19 protein-coding genes are annotated in these 16,956 nt (G+C 65.3%); 11 read left to right on the forward strand and 8 right to left on the reverse strand.

Annotated elements, in window-relative coordinates:
- Window positions 1-114: 114 nt before the first annotated feature.
- Genes KM135_RS15145 through KM135_RS15165 form a run of 5 tightly spaced genes read right to left on the reverse strand, consistent with a single transcriptional unit; the run spans window position 115 to window position 3,435 of the window.
- Complete coding sequence (locus KM135_RS15145) at window positions 115-489, reverse strand: DsrE/DsrF/DrsH-like family protein (protein WP_221714863.1); 375 nt, start codon at window positions 487-489, stop codon at window positions 115-117.
- Entirely contained in the window at window positions 486-1,244 is a 759-nt protein-coding gene (locus tag KM135_RS15150) for a HesA/MoeB/ThiF family protein (protein ID WP_221714864.1), read from the reverse strand. The genes KM135_RS15145 and KM135_RS15150 overlap by 4 nt, the downstream gene beginning before the upstream one ends.
- Window positions 1,244-1,702 carry a dUTP diphosphatase gene (gene dut, locus KM135_RS15155; protein WP_221714865.1) on the reverse strand — a complete coding sequence of 153 codons (459 nt, stop codon included), beginning with the start codon at window positions 1,700-1,702 and terminating at the stop codon, window positions 1,244-1,246. The genes KM135_RS15150 and dut overlap by 1 nt, the downstream gene beginning before the upstream one ends.
- Window positions 1,683-2,939 carry a bifunctional phosphopantothenoylcysteine decarboxylase/phosphopantothenate--cysteine ligase CoaBC gene (gene coaBC / locus KM135_RS15160; protein ID WP_221714866.1) on the reverse strand — a complete coding sequence of 419 codons (1,257 nt, stop codon included), beginning with the start codon at window positions 2,937-2,939 and terminating at the stop codon, window positions 1,683-1,685. Before coaBC ends, dut begins: the two co-directional genes overlap by 20 nt.
- Window positions 2,940-2,985: 46 nt before the next feature.
- Window positions 2,986-3,435 carry a hypothetical protein gene (locus KM135_RS15165; RefSeq protein WP_221714867.1) on the reverse strand — a complete coding sequence of 150 codons (450 nt, stop codon included), beginning with the start codon at window positions 3,433-3,435 and terminating at the stop codon, window positions 2,986-2,988.
- Window positions 3,436-3,544: 109 nt separating this feature from the next.
- Between KM135_RS15165 and KM135_RS15170 the strand changes: the two genes are divergently transcribed.
- Both KM135_RS15170 and KM135_RS15175 read left to right on the forward strand, forming a co-directional pair.
- The gene (locus KM135_RS15170; protein ID WP_221714868.1) at window positions 3,545-4,231 is read left to right on the forward strand and encodes an aspartate/glutamate racemase family protein; all 687 of its coding nucleotides are present in this window, start codon (window positions 3,545-3,547) and stop codon (window positions 4,229-4,231) included.
- A 687-nt stretch (window positions 4,232-4,918) separates the two neighbouring features.
- Window positions 4,919-5,548, forward strand: coding sequence for a hypothetical protein (locus KM135_RS15175; RefSeq protein ID WP_221714869.1), 630 nt, complete (start codon window positions 4,919-4,921; stop codon window positions 5,546-5,548).
- Window positions 5,549-5,555: 7 nt separating this feature from the next.
- Here KM135_RS15175 and ubiB read toward each other — a convergent pair whose 3' ends face one another.
- Genes ubiB through KM135_RS15190 form a run of 3 tightly spaced genes read right to left on the reverse strand, consistent with a single transcriptional unit; the run spans window position 5,556 to window position 8,406 of the window.
- Window positions 5,556-7,094: a 2-polyprenylphenol 6-hydroxylase gene (gene ubiB, locus KM135_RS15180; RefSeq protein WP_221714870.1), complete on the reverse strand. Its 1,539-nt coding sequence runs from the start codon at window positions 7,092-7,094 to the stop codon at window positions 5,556-5,558.
- Window positions 7,095-7,104: 10 nt separating this feature from the next.
- Window positions 7,105-7,836: a class I SAM-dependent methyltransferase gene (locus KM135_RS15185; protein WP_221714871.1), complete on the reverse strand. Its 732-nt coding sequence runs from the start codon at window positions 7,834-7,836 to the stop codon at window positions 7,105-7,107.
- A 42-nt stretch (window positions 7,837-7,878) separates the two neighbouring features.
- Window positions 7,879-8,406, reverse strand: a complete 528-nt coding sequence (locus KM135_RS15190; protein ID WP_221714872.1) for a DUF1993 domain-containing protein — start codon at window positions 8,404-8,406, stop codon at window positions 7,879-7,881.
- 223 nt (window positions 8,407-8,629) lie between these two features.
- Here KM135_RS15190 and chrA point away from each other — a divergent pair, with 223 nt between their 5' ends.
- The 9 genes from chrA to KM135_RS15235 all read left to right on the forward strand — a co-directional run bounded on the left by chrA (window position 8,630) and on the right by KM135_RS15235 (window position 16,956).
- A complete protein-coding gene (chrA, locus tag KM135_RS15195) occupies window positions 8,630-9,928 on the forward strand; it encodes a chromate efflux transporter (protein WP_221714873.1) in 1,299 nt (432 codons plus the stop codon).
- Between the two features lie 253 nt (window positions 9,929-10,181).
- Entirely contained in the window at window positions 10,182-10,553 is a 372-nt protein-coding gene (gene rpsL / locus KM135_RS15200; RefSeq protein WP_221714874.1) for a 30S ribosomal protein S12, read from the forward strand.
- An 18-nt stretch (window positions 10,554-10,571) separates the two neighbouring features.
- Window positions 10,572-11,042: a 30S ribosomal protein S7 gene (gene rpsG / locus KM135_RS15205; protein ID WP_221714875.1), complete on the forward strand. Its 471-nt coding sequence runs from the start codon at window positions 10,572-10,574 to the stop codon at window positions 11,040-11,042.
- A 102-nt stretch (window positions 11,043-11,144) separates the two neighbouring features.
- On the forward strand, window positions 11,145-13,238 hold the full coding sequence (gene fusA / locus KM135_RS15210; RefSeq protein WP_221714876.1) for an elongation factor G: 2,094 nt from the start codon (window positions 11,145-11,147) through the stop codon (window positions 13,236-13,238).
- 108 nt (window positions 13,239-13,346) lie between these two features.
- Window positions 13,347-14,537: an elongation factor Tu gene (tuf, locus tag KM135_RS15215; protein WP_221714877.1), complete on the forward strand. Its 1,191-nt coding sequence runs from the start codon at window positions 13,347-13,349 to the stop codon at window positions 14,535-14,537.
- Window positions 14,538-14,681: 144 nt separating this feature from the next.
- Window positions 14,682-14,993 carry a 30S ribosomal protein S10 gene (rpsJ, locus tag KM135_RS15220; RefSeq protein ID WP_129403764.1) on the forward strand — a complete coding sequence of 104 codons (312 nt, stop codon included), beginning with the start codon at window positions 14,682-14,684 and terminating at the stop codon, window positions 14,991-14,993.
- Between the two features lie 259 nt (window positions 14,994-15,252).
- Window positions 15,253-16,017, forward strand: a complete 765-nt coding sequence (rplC, locus tag KM135_RS15225) for a 50S ribosomal protein L3 (protein WP_221714878.1) — start codon at window positions 15,253-15,255, stop codon at window positions 16,015-16,017.
- A 2-nt stretch (window positions 16,018-16,019) separates the two neighbouring features.
- Window positions 16,020-16,646 (forward strand): 50S ribosomal protein L4, encoded by a 627-nt coding sequence (gene rplD, locus KM135_RS15230; protein ID WP_221714879.1) that lies wholly within the window; start codon window positions 16,020-16,022, stop codon window positions 16,644-16,646.
- Window positions 16,639-16,956 carry a 50S ribosomal protein L23 gene (locus KM135_RS15235; RefSeq protein WP_221714880.1) on the forward strand — a complete coding sequence of 106 codons (318 nt, stop codon included), beginning with the start codon at window positions 16,639-16,641 and terminating at the stop codon, window positions 16,954-16,956. The genes rplD and KM135_RS15235 overlap by 8 nt, the downstream gene beginning before the upstream one ends.

The raw sequence follows: 16,956 nt of genomic DNA on the forward strand, positions 1-16,956 counted from the left end.
CGCGGCGCAGGCGTTGTTCTGCTTTGCGCCTGATCAGGGGGAAGCGGCGAAGGGCCGCAAGTTACTTACGGTTACGTGGCAAGGCGTAACGTTACAGATCGACCGGAAGTCGGGTCAGACGACGACCAGCCGGTCGCTGGCGCCAAGGCCGGCGAGGAACGCCACCGGCCCCGCATAGTCGATTCCCGGATGGAAGGCGTCGGGCGTCAGGCCCATCATTGCCACGCTGGTCTGGCAGAGCGCGATCTCGACCCCATCGCCGATCGCCTCGTCGATGAGCTCGGCCAGCGTCGGCTCGCCCACCGCCTGCCAGCGCTCATCCTCTTCCAGCACCAGCATCGTGCGGAACAGCATCACGCTCTCGCCCTGCGCCAGCAGCCGCGCTTCCCCGCCGAGCGCGATTTCCGCGCGGCCGAGGATCAGCGCCTGCCGCAGCCGACCAGCATCCGCGCCGATCGCGATCAGGGCCAGAGGTGCCCGTCCGCTCATGCCTGCGCGAAAGCAGCCTGACAGGCGGGATCCCTTGGAATGCTGAGCTCCCGAAGCCGCCGCGAGAGCAGGTCGAAGACGATCAGCTTGCCAGCCATCGAGGCGCCGAACGGCACGAGCTGGCGGATGACTTCAAGCGCCGCCATCGATCCGATGATGCCGGTCAGCGCGCCGACAATGCCTTCCTCGGCGCAGGTCCGCGCCGGGTCGGTCTTGGTGTCGCCGACGAGGCAGCGATAGCAGGGCGCGCCTTCTTCCCAGCCGCGCCACACGCCGATCTGCCCCTCGAACGATCCGACCGCCGCCGAGACGAGCGGGATGCGCAGCCGCGTCGCCGCGTCGGAGACGGCCAGCCGCGTCTCGAAATTGTCGCAGCCATCGAGAATGATGTCCGCCTCGCGCAGCAGGGTCGCGGCATTGTCCGCATCCACGCGCTGGTTGATCGGGATGACGTGACAATCCGGATTGAGCCGCTGCGCCGCCGCCCGCGCCGCCTCGGCCTTGGGCGTGCCGACATCGTCCGCACCGAACAGGATCTGCCGCTGGAGATTGGAGAGGCTCACCTCGTCGCCGTCGATCACCCGCAAGGTGCCGATGCCCGCCGCCGCCAGATAGGCGATGGCCGGGCACCCGATCCCGCCCGCGCCGATGATCGCGACATGCGCGCCGCGCAGCCGCGCCTGCCCCGCCCCGCCAATCTCGCGCAGCACGATATGGCGGGCGTAGCGCTCGAGCTGGTCGTCGGTGAAGTCCATCACCCCGTCCGCACCCCGGTCGAGCCGAAGCCGCCCGCGCCGCGCGCCGTCTCATCCAGTTCCGCGACCTCGACCATCCGGCCGATCTGCACCGGCGCGACCACCAGCTGCGCGACCCGGTCGCCGCGTTTGATCTCGAAGGCGTCGGTGCCGAGATTGATCAGGATGATCTTCAATTCACCACGATAGTCGCTGTCGATCGTGCCGGGCGTGTTGGGCAGGCTGATGCCATGCTTGAGCGCCAAGCCGGAGCGCGGGCGCACCTGCACTTCGTAGCCCTCCGGAATGGCCAGCGCGAGGCCGGTTGCCACCGCATGCCGCCCCATGCTGGGCAGGATGATATCCTCGGCGGAGACCACGTCCATGCCCGCCGCGCCGCTCGTCGCATAGGCCGGCAGCGGCAAGCCCTCGCCATGGGGCAGGCGCTTCACCTCGATATCAACTGCCGGCGAGTTCATCCGCGATCCTTTCGATGAGCCGCGTGGCAACCGCGGTCTTGGGCAGGTCGGGCCAAGTCTCCGTGCCCGAGGCCGTGACGAGATGGACGACATTGCGATCGCCGCCCATCACCTCGCCGGAGACGTCATTGGCGACGATCCAGTCGGCATTCTTCTTCACGCGCTTGGCGCTCGCATGCTCGACGACCTTCTCGGTCTCGGCGGCAAAGCCGATGAGCAGGCCCGGGCGCCGGTTGTTCTTGCCGAGCGTCGCGAGAATGTCTGGGTTCTCGGCGAGGGCCAGCGGATGCACCGCGCCGGTCCCGTCCTTCTTGAGCTTCTGCGGCGCCTCGTCCGCCGCGCGCCAGTCCGCCACGGCCGCGACCATGATGGCAACATCGGCGGGGAGCGCATCCTCGACCGCCGCAAACATCTCGCGCGCGGTCTCGACATCGATGCGGGTCACACCCGGCGGCGTCGGCAGCGCGACCGGCCCGGCGACCAAGGTCACGCGCGCGCCGGCCCGCGCGGCGGCGGCCGCGATGGCGAAGCCCTGCTTCCCCGAGGAACGATTGGCGATGTAGCGCACTGGGTCGATCGGCTCGTGCGTCGGCCCGGCGGTCACCAGCACATGCTTGCCATAGAGATTGGGGCCGGAAAGGTCCGGCGCGATGATCGTGCGCGTGGTGTCGGTCAGCAGCGGCGGCGTCTCGCCTGCTTCCTCCAGCAGCCGCTCGATCTCGGCGAGGATCTCCGCCGGCTCGGGCAGCCGGCCCTTGCCCCATTCGTTACAGGCCATCGCGCCCACGCCCGGTTCCATGATGTGGATGCCGTCCTCGCGCAGCTGCGCCAGGTTCCGCTGGGTCGCCTTGTGATACCACATGCGCACGTTCATCGCGGGCACGGCGAGCACCGGCTTGTCGGTCGCGAGCAGGATCGTGGTCGCCAGATCGTCGGCAATACCGCCCGCCATCTTCGCAAGAATATTGGCCGTCGCCGGCGCGACGACGATCAGGTCCGCCTGACGGCTGAGCTGGATATGCCCGATCTCGCGCTCTTCCTTGAGGTCGAACATGTCGCCATAGACATGGTCCTCGGTCAGCACGCCGAGCGACAGCGGCGTCACGAACTTGGCAGCCGCCTCGGTGAGCACCGCGCGCACCTCGATGCCCTTGCCCTTCAGCAGCCGGACGAGCTCCAGCGCCTTGTAGGCGGCGATCCCGCCGGAGACGATGAGGAGGATGCGGCGTCGGGTCATCTGTGGCGCGTTCATAACCGCTCTTATTTAGTGCGGCTAGCCACCGTTATAAGGCCATGATCGCGCGGGCGCCGAGGCCGCAGATGATACCGGTGACGGCGCCGCTGGCAAGCGTCCAGGGAAGTTCGAAACCAAGCAGCGCGATTTCCAGCCCGATCGACGTACCGGCGAGTAATCCGACAACGAGGCCCGCCACACCCCAGCCCAGCGGATGCCGGGCGAAAGGCCAGCGCCGGGCCAGCGCCGTGAGGCCGAAGACCGTCGCCATTTGCAGCGCGATCACGAGCATGACCGTGAGCGGGGCGATGATCGCACCAAAGAACAGCCCGCCCAGCGGCGCGAGAACCAGCGAGAAGAACAGCCCGATCGGCCCGCCGAAACCGAAGAGGCCCGGCGCATAGTTGAAGACCGGCATCAGCAACAGCGCCGCCACCGTGCTGAGCAGGATCGCCAGCACGGCGCGCAGGATCGGGAAGGGACGGTCGACCTCGCTCACCGGTTGCCATCATGCCGCAAAGCCGCGATCCGCGCCAGATTGCTCCGCCAGATTGCTCGGAAAGCACGCGCGCGATAGGGCGAGCGGCACGAAAGACGGAGACACCCTCATGCATGTCGGCCTCATCGGCGGGATCGGCCCCGCCGCCACGCTGGTTTACTACGACGCCCTGTCGCGCCAGTGCGCTGCGGCGGGTAAGCGGCTGCACCTCACCATCGCCAATGCCGACACGCGCGAGATGATCGCGAACATGGAAGCCGGCCGTCCGGACCTGCAGGCGGCGATATTCGCAACCTATGTCGATCAGCTCAAGGCGGCGGGCTGCGGGGCAGTGGCGGTCACGTCCATGGGCGGGCATTTCTGCGTCAAGGAATTGAAGGCCATCGCCGCCCTGCCGATCATCAGCGCGGTTCCGGCGATGGATGCCTGCTTCGCGGCGCGCGGTTACCGGACGGTCGGCGTCATGGGCACGCGCGCGGTCATGCGCTCTGGCATTTATGGCGTGCAGGCGGCCGAGGTCATGGTGCCGGAGGGCGAGGCGCTGGACGAGGTCCACGCGCAATATCTCTCCATCGCCGTCGCAGCCTCCGCGACGCCCGAGCAATGCGCCTTCTTCAAGGCAGCCGGGCAAAGGCTGATCGATCGCGGCGCCGATGTCGTCATCCTCGGCGGTACCGACCTCTCGGTCGCCTTCCGCGACGACCCCGGCTACCCCATCCTCGACAGCGCGCTGGTCCATGCCGAGGCGGTCGGACGGGTCGCGATGGACGAGATGGGTGTGGAGGCATTTGTTTAGGGGAGAGGGCAAGAGTGCGCGCATCCCTGTCCTACATCGTCGCCTTTTGGCATGAAGATAGCGACGCACCGTCAGCCAGCCGGCTCTTTGATATCGTCAAAACCATCCTGAAATCAGAGACTTGCCTTATTCGAAGGCGGGCTTCTGCACATTCACCATGCCTCACATGCACGACCTTGGAGAAGTTAGGCGCTAAAAACGGCGGAAATCCGCGCTTCGCCACTCTCGGAAATGTCTGCCATCGACGGCATAGGCGCACATAAATCGACCCCAATCCGTCAAGCCAGTGCCGAAACAGTCCGCTTCAACGCCCCTGGCTGAAGTCTCGCCGATTCGAATTGTCGCCGATCGCGCGGCTTTCGGCTAGGAGCGGCGGGCGAATGAAGCTATCATTCCCTCGCTTCAGAACAACAAGCCGGGCCGCACCAACCTGACGGAATCGACGGGGGTGCCATGCGTGTGCGGATGATATTGGCGGGATTGTGTTTGCTGGTCACGGCCTGCTCGGGCTCGCCGAATGAGCAGGCCAGCGGTGACGCAGGGGCCGGAACCGAGAATGCGATGGCCGAAAACGAGTGGCCGGACAACGCGATCGAGAACGCCTCCAACGCAGCCGATAATTCCTCTTCGCCGGGCAACGAGACCTCTCCCGATGCCATGATCCGTTGCGCCGCGTTTCGGGCGCGCATGACGCAGGCGCGATGCGACGATCTCGTCCAGCAGCAACGCGAACTGGAAGCAGGTGTTGCGGCCTTCAATCCGGACCGCGCGATGACGCTGAACAAGCCGGTGCGCCTGACGCTTACCATCGGCGCGCAGGCCGATGCGGCGGCGGTCGTACGGACCGCCGGTGGAACGCCGGGGCAGGCGTCGACCGTCGGCATCCGGATCGGCCGCTACATGACGGCGACCTTGACGGGTAGCGCGTTCAACATCGTGCCGGTGGGCGATCCGCAGCGCGATCTGGGTGCGAGCAGTGCCGAGACATGGCAATGGGATGTGACGCCTCTTTCCCGCGGACCCCAGACCCTTCAGGCGCAGATCGAGACCTTCGCCGAATCCGAGGGGCAGCGGACGCGCATCTCGCTGTTCCGCAGCGATCCGGTTGCGATCGACGTGACTGTGACGGGCGAGCAGGCGCGCGCGGATGCGATCAATCAGGCCAATCGCGAGCTGGAAACGAGCAAGCCTCTGCTCGACAATCTGGCGATCTGGCTCGGCAGTCTCGCCGCACTGATCCTGGCGGCCGGCATCGTCTGGTGGCGGATCCGGAATTTCGGCCGCAGACCCAAGGACGACGACAAGAAGCCCGAATGAAAGGCCCTCAGCCGAGCGCCCACATCGCGGCGGCACCGATCGCACCCGCGAGCAGTGCTACGCCTGCATAGCGCGAGAAGGAGCCGCCCTTCACCTGCACCAGCTTCACGTCCGGCAGCGGCGGCGGGGGCGGGGCGCCGCCCGGATCGGGGAACTGATCCTCCAGCCGCCGGATGAGGCCCGGCAGGCGCTTCAGCGTATCGGCCGCCTCGAAGATCTGGTCGGCGAGCTTGGCTTCCGGGCCGAGCTCATCGCGCAGCCACGCCTTCACATAAGGCCCGGAGACGTCCCACATGTTGATCGTCGGGTCGAGCATCGTGGCGACGCCCTCGACCATCACCATCGTCTTCTGCAGCAGCAGCAGGTGCGGCTGGGTCTGCATGTCGAAGTCGCGGGTGATGGCGAACAGCCCGTCGAGCATCTGGCCGACCGACAGCTCGGAGACCGGCTTGCCGCGCATCGGCTCGCCGACCGCGCGCAGGGCTGTCGCGAACTCGCCGACCGTGTGGTGCGCGGGCACATATTGCGCCTCGAAGTGGATCTCGGCCACGCGCTTGTAGTTGCCGGTGATGAGGCCGTAGAGGATCTCGGCCAGCCACAGCCGCGCGCGCCGGTCGATCCGGCCCATGATGCCGAAGTCGATCGCGGCGATCGTCCCGTCCTTGAGGACGAAGAGATTGCCCTGATGCATGTCGGCATGGAAGAAGCCGTCCGCGATCGCCTGTCGCAGGAAGGTGTTGACCAGCCGTTCGGCAATCGCCTTCACATCATGCCCGGCGGCGATCAGCGCGGCGCGGTCGCTGATCTTGATGCCGTCGATCCACTCCAGCGTCATGACCCGGCCGTTGGTGCGGTCCCAGTCGATCTGCGGGATCATGTAGCCGGGAACGGCGGACATCGCCTCTGACAGTTCGGAGGCGGAGGCCGCCTCGCGCCGCAGGTCGAGCTCGCGCGCGGTCCAGCGCTTGAGATTGGCGATGACTAGGCGCGGGCGCAGGCGCGAGGCTTCGCCACCCAGCTGCTCCAGATGCGCCGCCGCCCATTCATAAGTGTCGATGTCGTGGTTGAAGCGTTCGCGAATGCCGGGCCGCAGCACCTTGACCGCGACCGTCCGCCCCTCCGCCGTGACGGCCTTGTGGACCTGCGCGATGGAGGCAGCGCCGACGGGATGCTCGTCCACGCTGGCATAGAGCGCCTCGAGCGGCCGGCCGAAGCTGGCCTCGATCTCGCCGCGGATCGCCGCGAAGGGCACCGGCGGCAGCGCGTCCTGCAGGCTCAGCAAGTCATTGGCCGCCTGCTCGCCGACGAGGTCCGGCCGCGTCGCGAGCGACTGGCCGAGCTTGATCGCCGCCGGGCCGATCGCCTGGAACGCCTCTGCATAGCGCGGGTCCTTGGGCACGCGCGCGCCGAACCGGGCCAGCCGGGCCAGGCGGCGCACCGGCGGCGGCGTATTGCGGTCCTGCTCGATGCCGCGCAGCGCGCCGTGACGCGCAAGGGTGCGGCCCCATTTGAGCAGGCGCCAGAGATGAGTAAAGTGGGACGTCATCGCGCGGCGATCAAGCTTTCCAGCCCGAGTGGATCGCGACCAGCCCGCCCATGATGGGCTCGACCTTCACCTGCGTGAAGCCGGCTTCCCCGATCATTTTCGCGAATTCAGGCATCGGCGGGAAACGGCGGATCGACTCGATGAGGTAGCGATAGCTTTCCTCGTCGCCCGCGATCATCTTGCCGATCCGGGGCACGAGCTTGTGCGAATAGCTGTCGTACACGTCCGAAAAGCCGGGCCAGACATTGGTCGAGAATTCGAGGCAGAAGAAGCGCCCGCCATATTTGAGCACCCGATGCGCCTCGCGCAGCGCCTTGGGCTTGTCGGTCACGTTGCGGATGCCGAAGGCGATCGTATAGGCGTCGAAGCTACGGTCCGCGAAGCTCAGGGTCTCGGCGTTCTGCGGCAACCAGCTCAGGCCCTCGATGCCGCGCTTGGTCGCGCGCTCCATGCCGACGGCGAGCATGTCCTCGTTGATGTCGCTGACCATGATCTGCGCGCCCTTGGCGGCCATGCGGAAAGCGATGTCGCCGGTGCCGCCGGCCATGTCGAGAATCGTCTCGCCCGCGCGCGGCTTCACGCGGCGGACGAACTGGTCCTTCCAGAGGCGATGCATGCCGCCGGACATGGCATCGTTCATGATGTCGTACTTCTTCGCGACGCTCGAGAAGACGCCGCCGACCAGCTTCGTCTTCTCCTCGGGCGCAACCTCGCGATAGCCGAAGGATACTGTCTCGCTCATGGGGCGCGGCTCTAACGGCTCGCGCCCCGCTGTGCCAGTGATTTAGGCCGGTTCGGCCGGGAGCAGATTGGGCATGCCCATATGCGCGAGGAAATCGGGCTTGCCGATCTGGATGCCGTTGGCGCGCAGGATCGCGTAGGCCGTGGTGGCGTGGAAGAAGAAGTTCGGCAGCATGAACTTGGTGAGATAGCCGAGGCCGTCGAACCGGTAGCCGTTGCCGCTCGGGAATTTGAGGATCACCTCGCGCGTCTCGCTGCCGTCGAGCTGGGCTGTGGTCACGCTCTGGATGAAGGCGATCGTCTTGTCGCAGCGCTCCTTGAGCTGCGCGAAAGTCTCTTCCGTGTCCGGCATGCTCGGCGGCTCGATGCCGGCAAGGCGGGCGACGCCGTTCTTCGCGCTGTCCGATGCCATCTGATATTGCGCCGTGAGCGGGCGCATGTCCTCGACGAGGCGTGCCCCGGCGAGCTTGTCCTGCGCCGCGACGGCGTCGGCCTTGTCCAGCCAGTTGCGCATGTTGGTGAGGATGTTGACGAGAAGCGGAACCGAGGCGTCGTACATGGAAATCGACATGGGCGTCTCCTGTTGTCAGGTGGCGCTGCTGTGCGCCTCGCCGCGCCTCAAATCAAGGGTTGCAAATCGAAACTAGTGAAGCGGGCCTCCTTTTCCGTTGAGCGCGGCCCCGGGCTTGGCTAGGCGATCAACGGGGTGAGGCATCCTCCCGTCCAGGCACTCCCGCCCAAGCGATGCTTGCTTGCATGGTCCCTCGCTATGGGGGGGCGGCATAGGGGGTGTCATGCGATCCGTTTCCTTTGGCGAACTTGTCCGCGTCTCGGCGCGCATCGGCTTTCTGAGCTTCGGTGGCCCGGCGGGGCAGATCGCGCTCATGCATCGCGAGCTGGTCGACGAGCGGCAATGGGTGGACGAGGGCAGCTTCCTGCGCGCGCTCAATCTCTGCCATTTGCTGCCCGGGCCGGAAGCGCAGCAGCTCGCGACCTGGATAGGCTGGCGACTCCATGGAACGCTGGGCGGTCTCGTCGCGGGCATGCTGTTCGTCATTCCCGGCGCGCTGGTGATGCTCGGCCTCTCGATTCTCTATGCGCTGGCCGCCAAGATCAGCATCGTTGCCGCGATCTTCCTCGGCGTGAAGGCGGCCGTGCTGGCGATCGTGGTGCAGGCCGTGCTGCGCGTCGCGGGCCGTGCGCTGAAGGGGCCGTTCCAGCGCGTGCTGGCCGTGCTGTCCTTCGTGGCGCTGGCCTTGCTCGACGCGCCTTTCCCACTCGTCATCCTCATCGCCGGCGTGACCGGCGCGATCGTGGCGCGTCGGCGTCCGAACTGGTTGAAGCTCCACGCCGTGCCCGACGGGGCTGTCACGACCATTGCCTCGCCCGCGCGCACGGCCGGGACGGTGCTGGGCTGGCTTGTCCTCTGGTGGGCGCCGATGCTGCTGGTCTTCGTCACGCTCGGTCCGGATCACGTCCTCTGGGACATCGGCCTGTTCTTCTCGAAGCTCGCCATCGTTACCTTCGGTGGCGCTTATGCCGTGCTGGCCTATATGGCGCAGCAGGCGGTCGAGACGATGGGCTGGCTGCGGCCCGAGGAAATGGCCGACGGTCTCGGCCTCGCCGAGACGACGCCCGGCCCGCTGATCATGGTGACGCAGTTCGTCGGCTTTCTCGGTGCCTGGCGTGCGCCCGCGCCGTTCTCGCCTTTGGTTGCGGGGCTGTTGGGGGCGGGCCTCACCACCTGGGTGACGTTCGCGCCCTGCTTCCTTTGGATCTTCGCCTTCGCGCCCTGGATGGCGCGCCTCGAGCGCATGACTGGTCTGCAGGGAGCCCTCGCTGCGATCACGGCGGCCGTCGTCGGCGTCATCGCCAATCTCTCCTTGTGGTTCGCCCTGCATGTCCTGTTCGCCCGGCTCGACACGGTCCGGCTCGGCCCCGTGCAATTGCTCGTGCCCGATCCGGCGAGTCTCGACTGGCGGGCGGCGGTGATCGCGCTCGCGGCGGCGCTTCTGCTCTTCAAATGGCGGCAGGGTATGGTCCGCGTGCTTGGCATCTGCGCGGTGCTTGGCCTGTGTCTCAGTCAGCTCTGACGGGCCGTCCGCACGCGGCTTGACCATTTGGGGTGCCGCAGCTATAGGGCCGCCTGCCTCGCGGGCCTGAACCTGTGCTTTTTCAAGGATTCGGTCGCTTGTCCGTTGGGGGCGAACAGAGCTGAACATTGCCTATGTTCTTGCGGGGGCCAGGGGGTTGTTTCAACCACCGGGGCCCTTGTCGTTTAGGGTTTTCCCGCGGCGACGGCGAGAGATGGACGGCAAAGTAACCATCTGAAAGGTGAAGGGCTTCATGCCAACGATTAACCAGCTGGTCCGCAAGGGCCGCGAACCGCAGAAGGCCAAGTCCAAGGTCCCTGCAATGGAGCAGAACCCGCAAAAGCGCGGCGTCTGCACCCGTGTCTACACCGTGACGCCGAAGAAGCCGAACTCGGCTCTCCGCAAGGTCTGCAAGGTGCGCCTCACCAACCAGCGTGAGGTCATCAGCTACATCCCCGGCGAAGGCCACAACCTCCAGGAGCACAGCGTCGTGCTGATCCGTGGCGGCCGTGTGCGCGACCTTCCGGGCGTGCGCTATCACGTTCTTCGCGGCGTTCTGGATACCCAGGGCGTCAAGGATCGCAAGCAGAGCCGTTCCAAGTACGGCGCGAAGCGTCCGAAGTAAGAAGGGGAGAACAGAGATATGTCACGTCGTCGTCGCCCCGAAAAGCGCGTCATCCTGCCCGATCCGCGGTTTGGAGACATCGTGCTTTCCAAGTTTATGAACAACATCATGCTGGACGGTAAGAAGGCCGTTGCCGAGTCGATCGTCTATGGCGCGCTCGAAACCGCCGAAGCGCGTGCGAAGAAGGATCCGATCCAGCTCTTCCACGATGCGCTCAACAATGTGAAGCCGGGCATCGAGGTCCGCAGTCGCCGCGTCGGCGGTGCGACCTATCAGGTCCCGGTCGAGGTGCGCCCCGAGCGCGCCCAGGCGCTTGCCATCCGCTGGCTGATCAACGCCGCGCGTTCGCGCAGCGAGACCACCATGGCGGCGCGCCTGTCCGGTGAGCTGATGGATGCCGCGAACAATCGCGGCAATGCCGTCAAGAAGCGCGAAGACACGCACCGCATGGCGGAAGCGAACCGCGCCTTCTCGCATTACCGCTGGTAAGCACTATATCAGGAGCCGGGGCGCCCGCTGGGGTGTCCCGGTCTCCACATTTCAGAGATTCTCGCCAACCCGCCGCATGAACGCGGCAACGGAGTGAAAACCATGGCCCGCAGCCACCCGCTCGAGCGTTACCGCAACTTCGGCATCATGGCGCACATCGACGCCGGCAAGACGACGACGACCGAGCGCATCCTGTATTACACCGGCAAGTCCTACAAGATCGGCGAAGTCCATGACGGCGCCGCCACGATGGACTGGATGGAGCAGGAGCAGGAGCGCGGCATCACGATCACGTCCGCTGCTACGACCTGCCTGTGGAAGGCCGACGAGGGCAAGGGCCCCGAGCATCGCCTGAACATCATCGACACGCCCGGTCACGTGGACTTCACCATCGAGGTCGAGCGCTCGCTGCGCGTGCTCGACGGCGCGGTCGCCGCGTTCGACGGCGTTGCCGGCGTGGAGCCGCAGTCGGAGACCGTGTGGCGTCAGGCCGACAAGTACGGCGTGCCGCGGATGTGCTTCATCAACAAGCTCGACCGCACCGGCGCCGATTTCTATTATTGCGTGCAGACGATCATCGATCGCCTGGGCGCCAAGCCGGCTGTCCTTTATCTCCCCATTGGCGCGGAGAGCGATTTCAAGGGTCTCGTCGATCTCGTGAACAACCGCGCGATCATCTGGAAGGACGAAGCGCTGGGCGCCGAGTTCTTCTACGAGGAGATCCCGGCCGATCTCGCCGACAAGGCGGCAGACTATCGCAACCGGCTGATCGAGCTTGCCGTCGAGCAGGACGATGACGCGATGGAAGCCTATCTGGAAGGCAATGAGCCTGACGTCGCGACGCTGAAGAAGCTGATCCGCAAGGGCACGCTGAACCAGTCGTTCGTGCCCGTGCTGTGCGGCTCGGCGTTCAAGAACAAGGGCGTGCAGCCCCTGCTCGACGCCGTCGTCGACTATCTGCCGAGCCCGCTGGACATTGAGGACGTGCAGGGCGTCAACCCCGACACGAATGAGCCGGACAGCCGCGCGACCAGCGACGACGCGCCGTTCAGCGGTCTCGCGTTCAAGATCATGAACGATCCGTTCGTCGGCTCGCTCACCTTCCTGCGCATCTATTCGGGCACGCTCACCAAGGGCAGTTACCTGAACTCGGTGAAGGACAAGAAGGAAAAGATCGGCCGTATGCTCCTCATGCACGCGAACTCGCGTGAGGACATCGACGTGGCTTATGCCGGCGACATCGTCGCTCTGGCGGGTATGAAGGAAACGACGACCGGCGACACGCTGTGCGCCGAGCGTCAGCCGATCATCCTGGAGCGCATGGAATTCCCCGAGCCGGTCATCGAGCTTTCGGTGGAGCCCAAGACCAAGGCCGACCAAGAGAAGATGGGCATCGCGCTCAATCGTCTGGCTGCCGAAGATCCCTCGTTCCGCGTCTCGACCGATCACGAATCGGGCCAGACGATCATCAAGGGCATGGGCGAGCTTCACCTCGAAATTCTCGTCGATCGCATGAAGCGCGAGTTCAAGGTCGAGGCGAATGTGGGTGCGCCGCAGGTGGCCTATCGCGAGTATCTCAAGAAGGCCGTCGACGTCGACTACACCCACAAGAAGCAGTCGGGCGGCACTGGCCAGTTCGGCCGCATCAAGGTGAAGCTGACGCCGGGCGAGCGCGGTGCGGGCATCATCTTCAAGGACGAGATCAAGGGCGGTAACATTCCGAAGGAATATATCCCCGCGATCGAGAAGGGCATGCGCGAGACGGCTGCGACCGGTTCGCTCATCGGCTTCCCGATCATCGACTTCGAGATCCTGCTCTATGACGGCGCGTATCACGACGTCGACTCATCGGCTCTGGCCTTCGAAATCACGGGCCGCGCCGCCATGCGCGAAGCGGCCCAGAAGGCAGGCATCACACTGCTCGAGCCGGTCATGAAGGTCGAAGTCGTCACCCCGGAGGAATATCTGGGCGACGTCATCGGCGACATGAACTCGCGTCGTGGCCAGATCCAGGGCACCGACACGCGCGGCAACGCGCAGACGGTCGATGCCATGGTCCCGCTGGCCAACATGTTCGGCTATGTGAATTCGCTGCGCTCCTTCACCCAGGGACGCGCCAGCTACTCCATGCAGTTCTCGCACTATGACGAAGTGCCGCAGAACGTTGCCGACGAGGTGAAGGCCAAGCTCGCCTAAAGGGTGAGTTTCAGGCTGGATTTATGAAAATTTGCTGCTATGGGGGCGCCTTCGCGAGGCTTCCCCGAGCGGTTGAACCCAAGCTATTCGAGCGAAAAGAGGTAGGAAATGGCTAAGGCTAAATTCGAGCGGAACAAGCCGCACTGCAACATCGGCACCATCGGCCACGTCGACCATGGCAAGACCACGCTGACGGCTGCCATCACCAAGGTGCTGGCCGAGACCGGCGGCGCGACGTTCACCGACTACGCCAACATCGACAAGGCGCCGGAAGAGCGCGAGCGCGGCATCACGATCTCGACGGCGCACGTCGAGTATGAGACCGGCGCCCGTCACTATGCGCACGTCGATTGCCCGGGCCACGCCGACTATGTGAAGAACATGATCACCGGCGCGGCGCAGATGGACGGCGCCATCCTGGTGGTGAACGCTGCTGACGGCCCGATGCCGCAGACCCGCGAGCACATCCTGCTCGCTCGTCAGGTCGGCGTGCCGGCGCTCGTTGTGTACATGAACAAGGTCGATCAGGTCGATGACGAGGAGCTCCTCGAGCTCGTCGAGCTCGAAGTTCGCGAGCTGCTCTCCAGCTACGACTTCCCGGGCGACGACATTCCGATCGTCAAGGGTTCGGCTCTGGCCGCTCTCGAAGGCCGCGACGACGCCATCGGCAAGGACTCGATCAACGCGCTGATGGAGGCGGTCGACGCCTACATCCCGCAGCCGGCCCGTCCGGTCGATCGTCCGTTCCTGATGCCGATCGAAGACGTGTTCTCGATCTCGGGTCGCGGCACCGTCGTGACCGGCCGTGTCGAGACCGGCATCGTCAAGGTTGGCGAGGAAGTCGAGATCGTCGGCCTCAAGCCCACCAAGAAGACGACCGTCACCGGCGTCGAGATGTTCCGCAAGCTGCTCGATCAGGGTGAGGCCGGCGACAACATCGGCGCGCTGATCCGCGGCGTCGGTCGTGAAGAAGTCGAGCGTGGCCAGGTTCTGGCCAAGCCGGGTTCGGTTACGCCGCACACCGACTTCGAGGCTGAGGTCTACGTTCTGTCGAAGGACGAAGGTGGCCGTCACACGCCGTTCTTCGCCAACTATCGTCCGCAGTTCTACTTCCGCACGACGGACGTGACCGGCGAGGTGGTTCTCCCCGAGGGCACCGAGATGGTGATGCCGGGCGACAACGTGAAGCTCGTCGTCAAGCTGATCGCTCCGATCGCCATGGACCCGGGTCTCCGCTTCGCTATTCGCGAAGGCGGCCGCACCGTCGGTTCGGGGGTTGTCGCGACGATCTCGAAGTAATATAGGGCAGCCAGCCGCTCGGGTCGGGTGATTCGGGCGGCTTGCTGTTTTTGCCGCTTCGCGCGGGTCTTGAGCGCTTCGAAGAGCGCCGGGCCATCAGGGTGGAGCGGTTTTGTTTTGGCTCTTTCACATCGGTAGTGGACAATGGAAACGCAGAATATTCGTATTCGTCTGAAGGCATTCGACCATCGCGTGCTCGACCAGGCGACCGGCGACATCGCCGACACCGCTCGTCGCACGGGCGCTCTTATTCGCGGTCCCATTCCCCTGCCGACCCGCATCGAGAAGTTCACGGTCAACCGTGGCCCTCATGTGGACAAGAAGAGCCGTGAACAGTTCGAGGTTCGCACGTACAAGCGCATGCTTGATATCGTGCAGCCGACGCCGCAGACCGTCGATGCGTTGATGAAGCTCGACCTGGCTGCCGGCGTGAACGTCGAGATCAAACTGGCCTGATGGCCATAGCGGGGGTGCTCCTTCGGGGCGTCCTCGCGATGACATTGGATACCGCCGGGCCAATGACCTTCGGGTTGCCCGGGCTGCGTCCTCCGTCGTTCTCTCCCGCTTGGTCGGGTCAGGAGAGCATCCAGCCCGGACGGGGGTCACGCATCGAAACATTGGGTTGGCCGCTTGGGCGCGAGAGCGCCTCGGGCGGTTTTTCGTTGGATAAGCCCCTGCCGTCAAAAGCATGGGCCTCTATTGGAAGGATTTGATCATGCGCACAGGCGTGATCGCGAAGAAAGTGGGCATGACCCGCCTGTTCCAGGACGATGGCCGCCACGTGCCCGTCACCGTTCTGGCGCTCGAAGGCAACCAGGTCGTTGCTCGTCGCGAACTGGATCGGGACGGCTATGTGGCTGTCCAGCTTGGTGCCGGCTCGGCCAAGGCGAAGAACGTCGCCAAGCCGCAGCGCGAGCACTTCGCCAAGGCCGAAGTCGAACTGAAGGCGCAACTCGTCGAGTTCCGTGTTTCGGAAGACGCTCTGCTTGACGTTGGCGCGGAAATCGCCGCCGACCACTTCATCCCCGGCCAGATGGTCGATGTCACCGGCCACACCCAGGGTAAGGGCTTCCAGGGCGCGATGAAGCGCTGGGGCTTCGGCGGTATGCGCGCCACCCATGGCGTGTCGATCAGCCACCGCGCCCATGGTTCGACGGGTAACCGTCAGGATCCGGGTCGCGTGTTCAAGAACAAGAAGATGGCCGGCCACATGGGCGACCGTCAGCGCACCCAGCAGAATCTCGAGATCGTCCGTACGGACGTCGAGCGCGGCCTGCTTTTCGTGAAGGGCAGCGTTCCGGGCTCGAAGGGCACCTGGCTGCTCGTCAAGGACGCTGTGAAGGTCGATCGTCCGGCCGATGCGCCGTATCCGGCCAGCATCAAGTCGGCCGCCAACAACAACACTGCCGAGGAACCGGTCATCGAGACGTCCGTCGAGGATGTCGCGACGCCCGAAGCCACTGAAGGGCAGGAGGGCTAATCATGAAGATCAAGGTTATCACCCTCGACGGCGGCAAGTCGTCCGGCGATGTGGAGCTCAACGAGGCCGTGTTCGGCATCGAGCCCCGCGCGGACATTTTGCATCGCGTCGTCACCTGGCAGCTCGAGAAGCGTCGGGCTCCGGCCTCCGCGACCCGCGAGCGCTCGGAAGTTGCCCGCACCGGCAAGAAGTTCGGTCGCCAGAAGGGCGGCGGCACTGCTCGTCACGGCGATCGCCGCGCTCCGATCTTCATCGGCGGCGGTAAGGCGCATGGTCAGCGCGCCCGCACCTTCGGTCACTCGCTGAACAAGAAGGTTCGCGCGCTCGGTCTGAAGATGGCGCTCTCCGCGAAGGCGCAGAGCGGCGCGATCACGATCCTCGACAATCTCGACGTCAAGGACGGCAAGACCAAGGCGTTGGCGGGTCAGCTCGCCAAGCTCAATCTCAACAAGGCGCTGTTCATCGATGGCGAGGCGATCAACGTCTCCTTCGCCAAGGCATCGTCCAACCTCGTCGGTATCGATGTGCTCCCCGCCATCGGCGCCAATGTCTACGATATCCTCCGCGCCGACAGCCTCGTGCTGACCCGCGCCGCGGTCGAGCAGCTGGAGGCACGCTTCAATGGCTAAGAAGCCGGCACAGGCTGCGGTGGCGAACCGTCATTACGACGTGATCGTGGCGCCGCACATCACCGAGAAGGCGACGCTGGTCTCCGAGCACAACGCGGTTGTGTTCAAGGTCGCACGCGACGCTTCGAAGCCCGAGATCAAGGCTGCTGTCGAGGCGCTGTTCAGCGTCAACGTCAAGTCGGTCAACACGATCGTGACCAAGGGCAAGACCAAGAAGTGGAAGGGCAAGCCCTACACCAGGTCTGACGTGAAGAAGGCGATTGTGACGCTGGCCGACGGCCAGTCGATCGACGTCACCACGGGCATTTGA

The organism is Sphingobium xanthum, from assembly GCF_019737615.1.
GTDB lineage: Bacteria > Pseudomonadota > Alphaproteobacteria > Sphingomonadales > Sphingomonadaceae > Sphingobium > Sphingobium xanthum.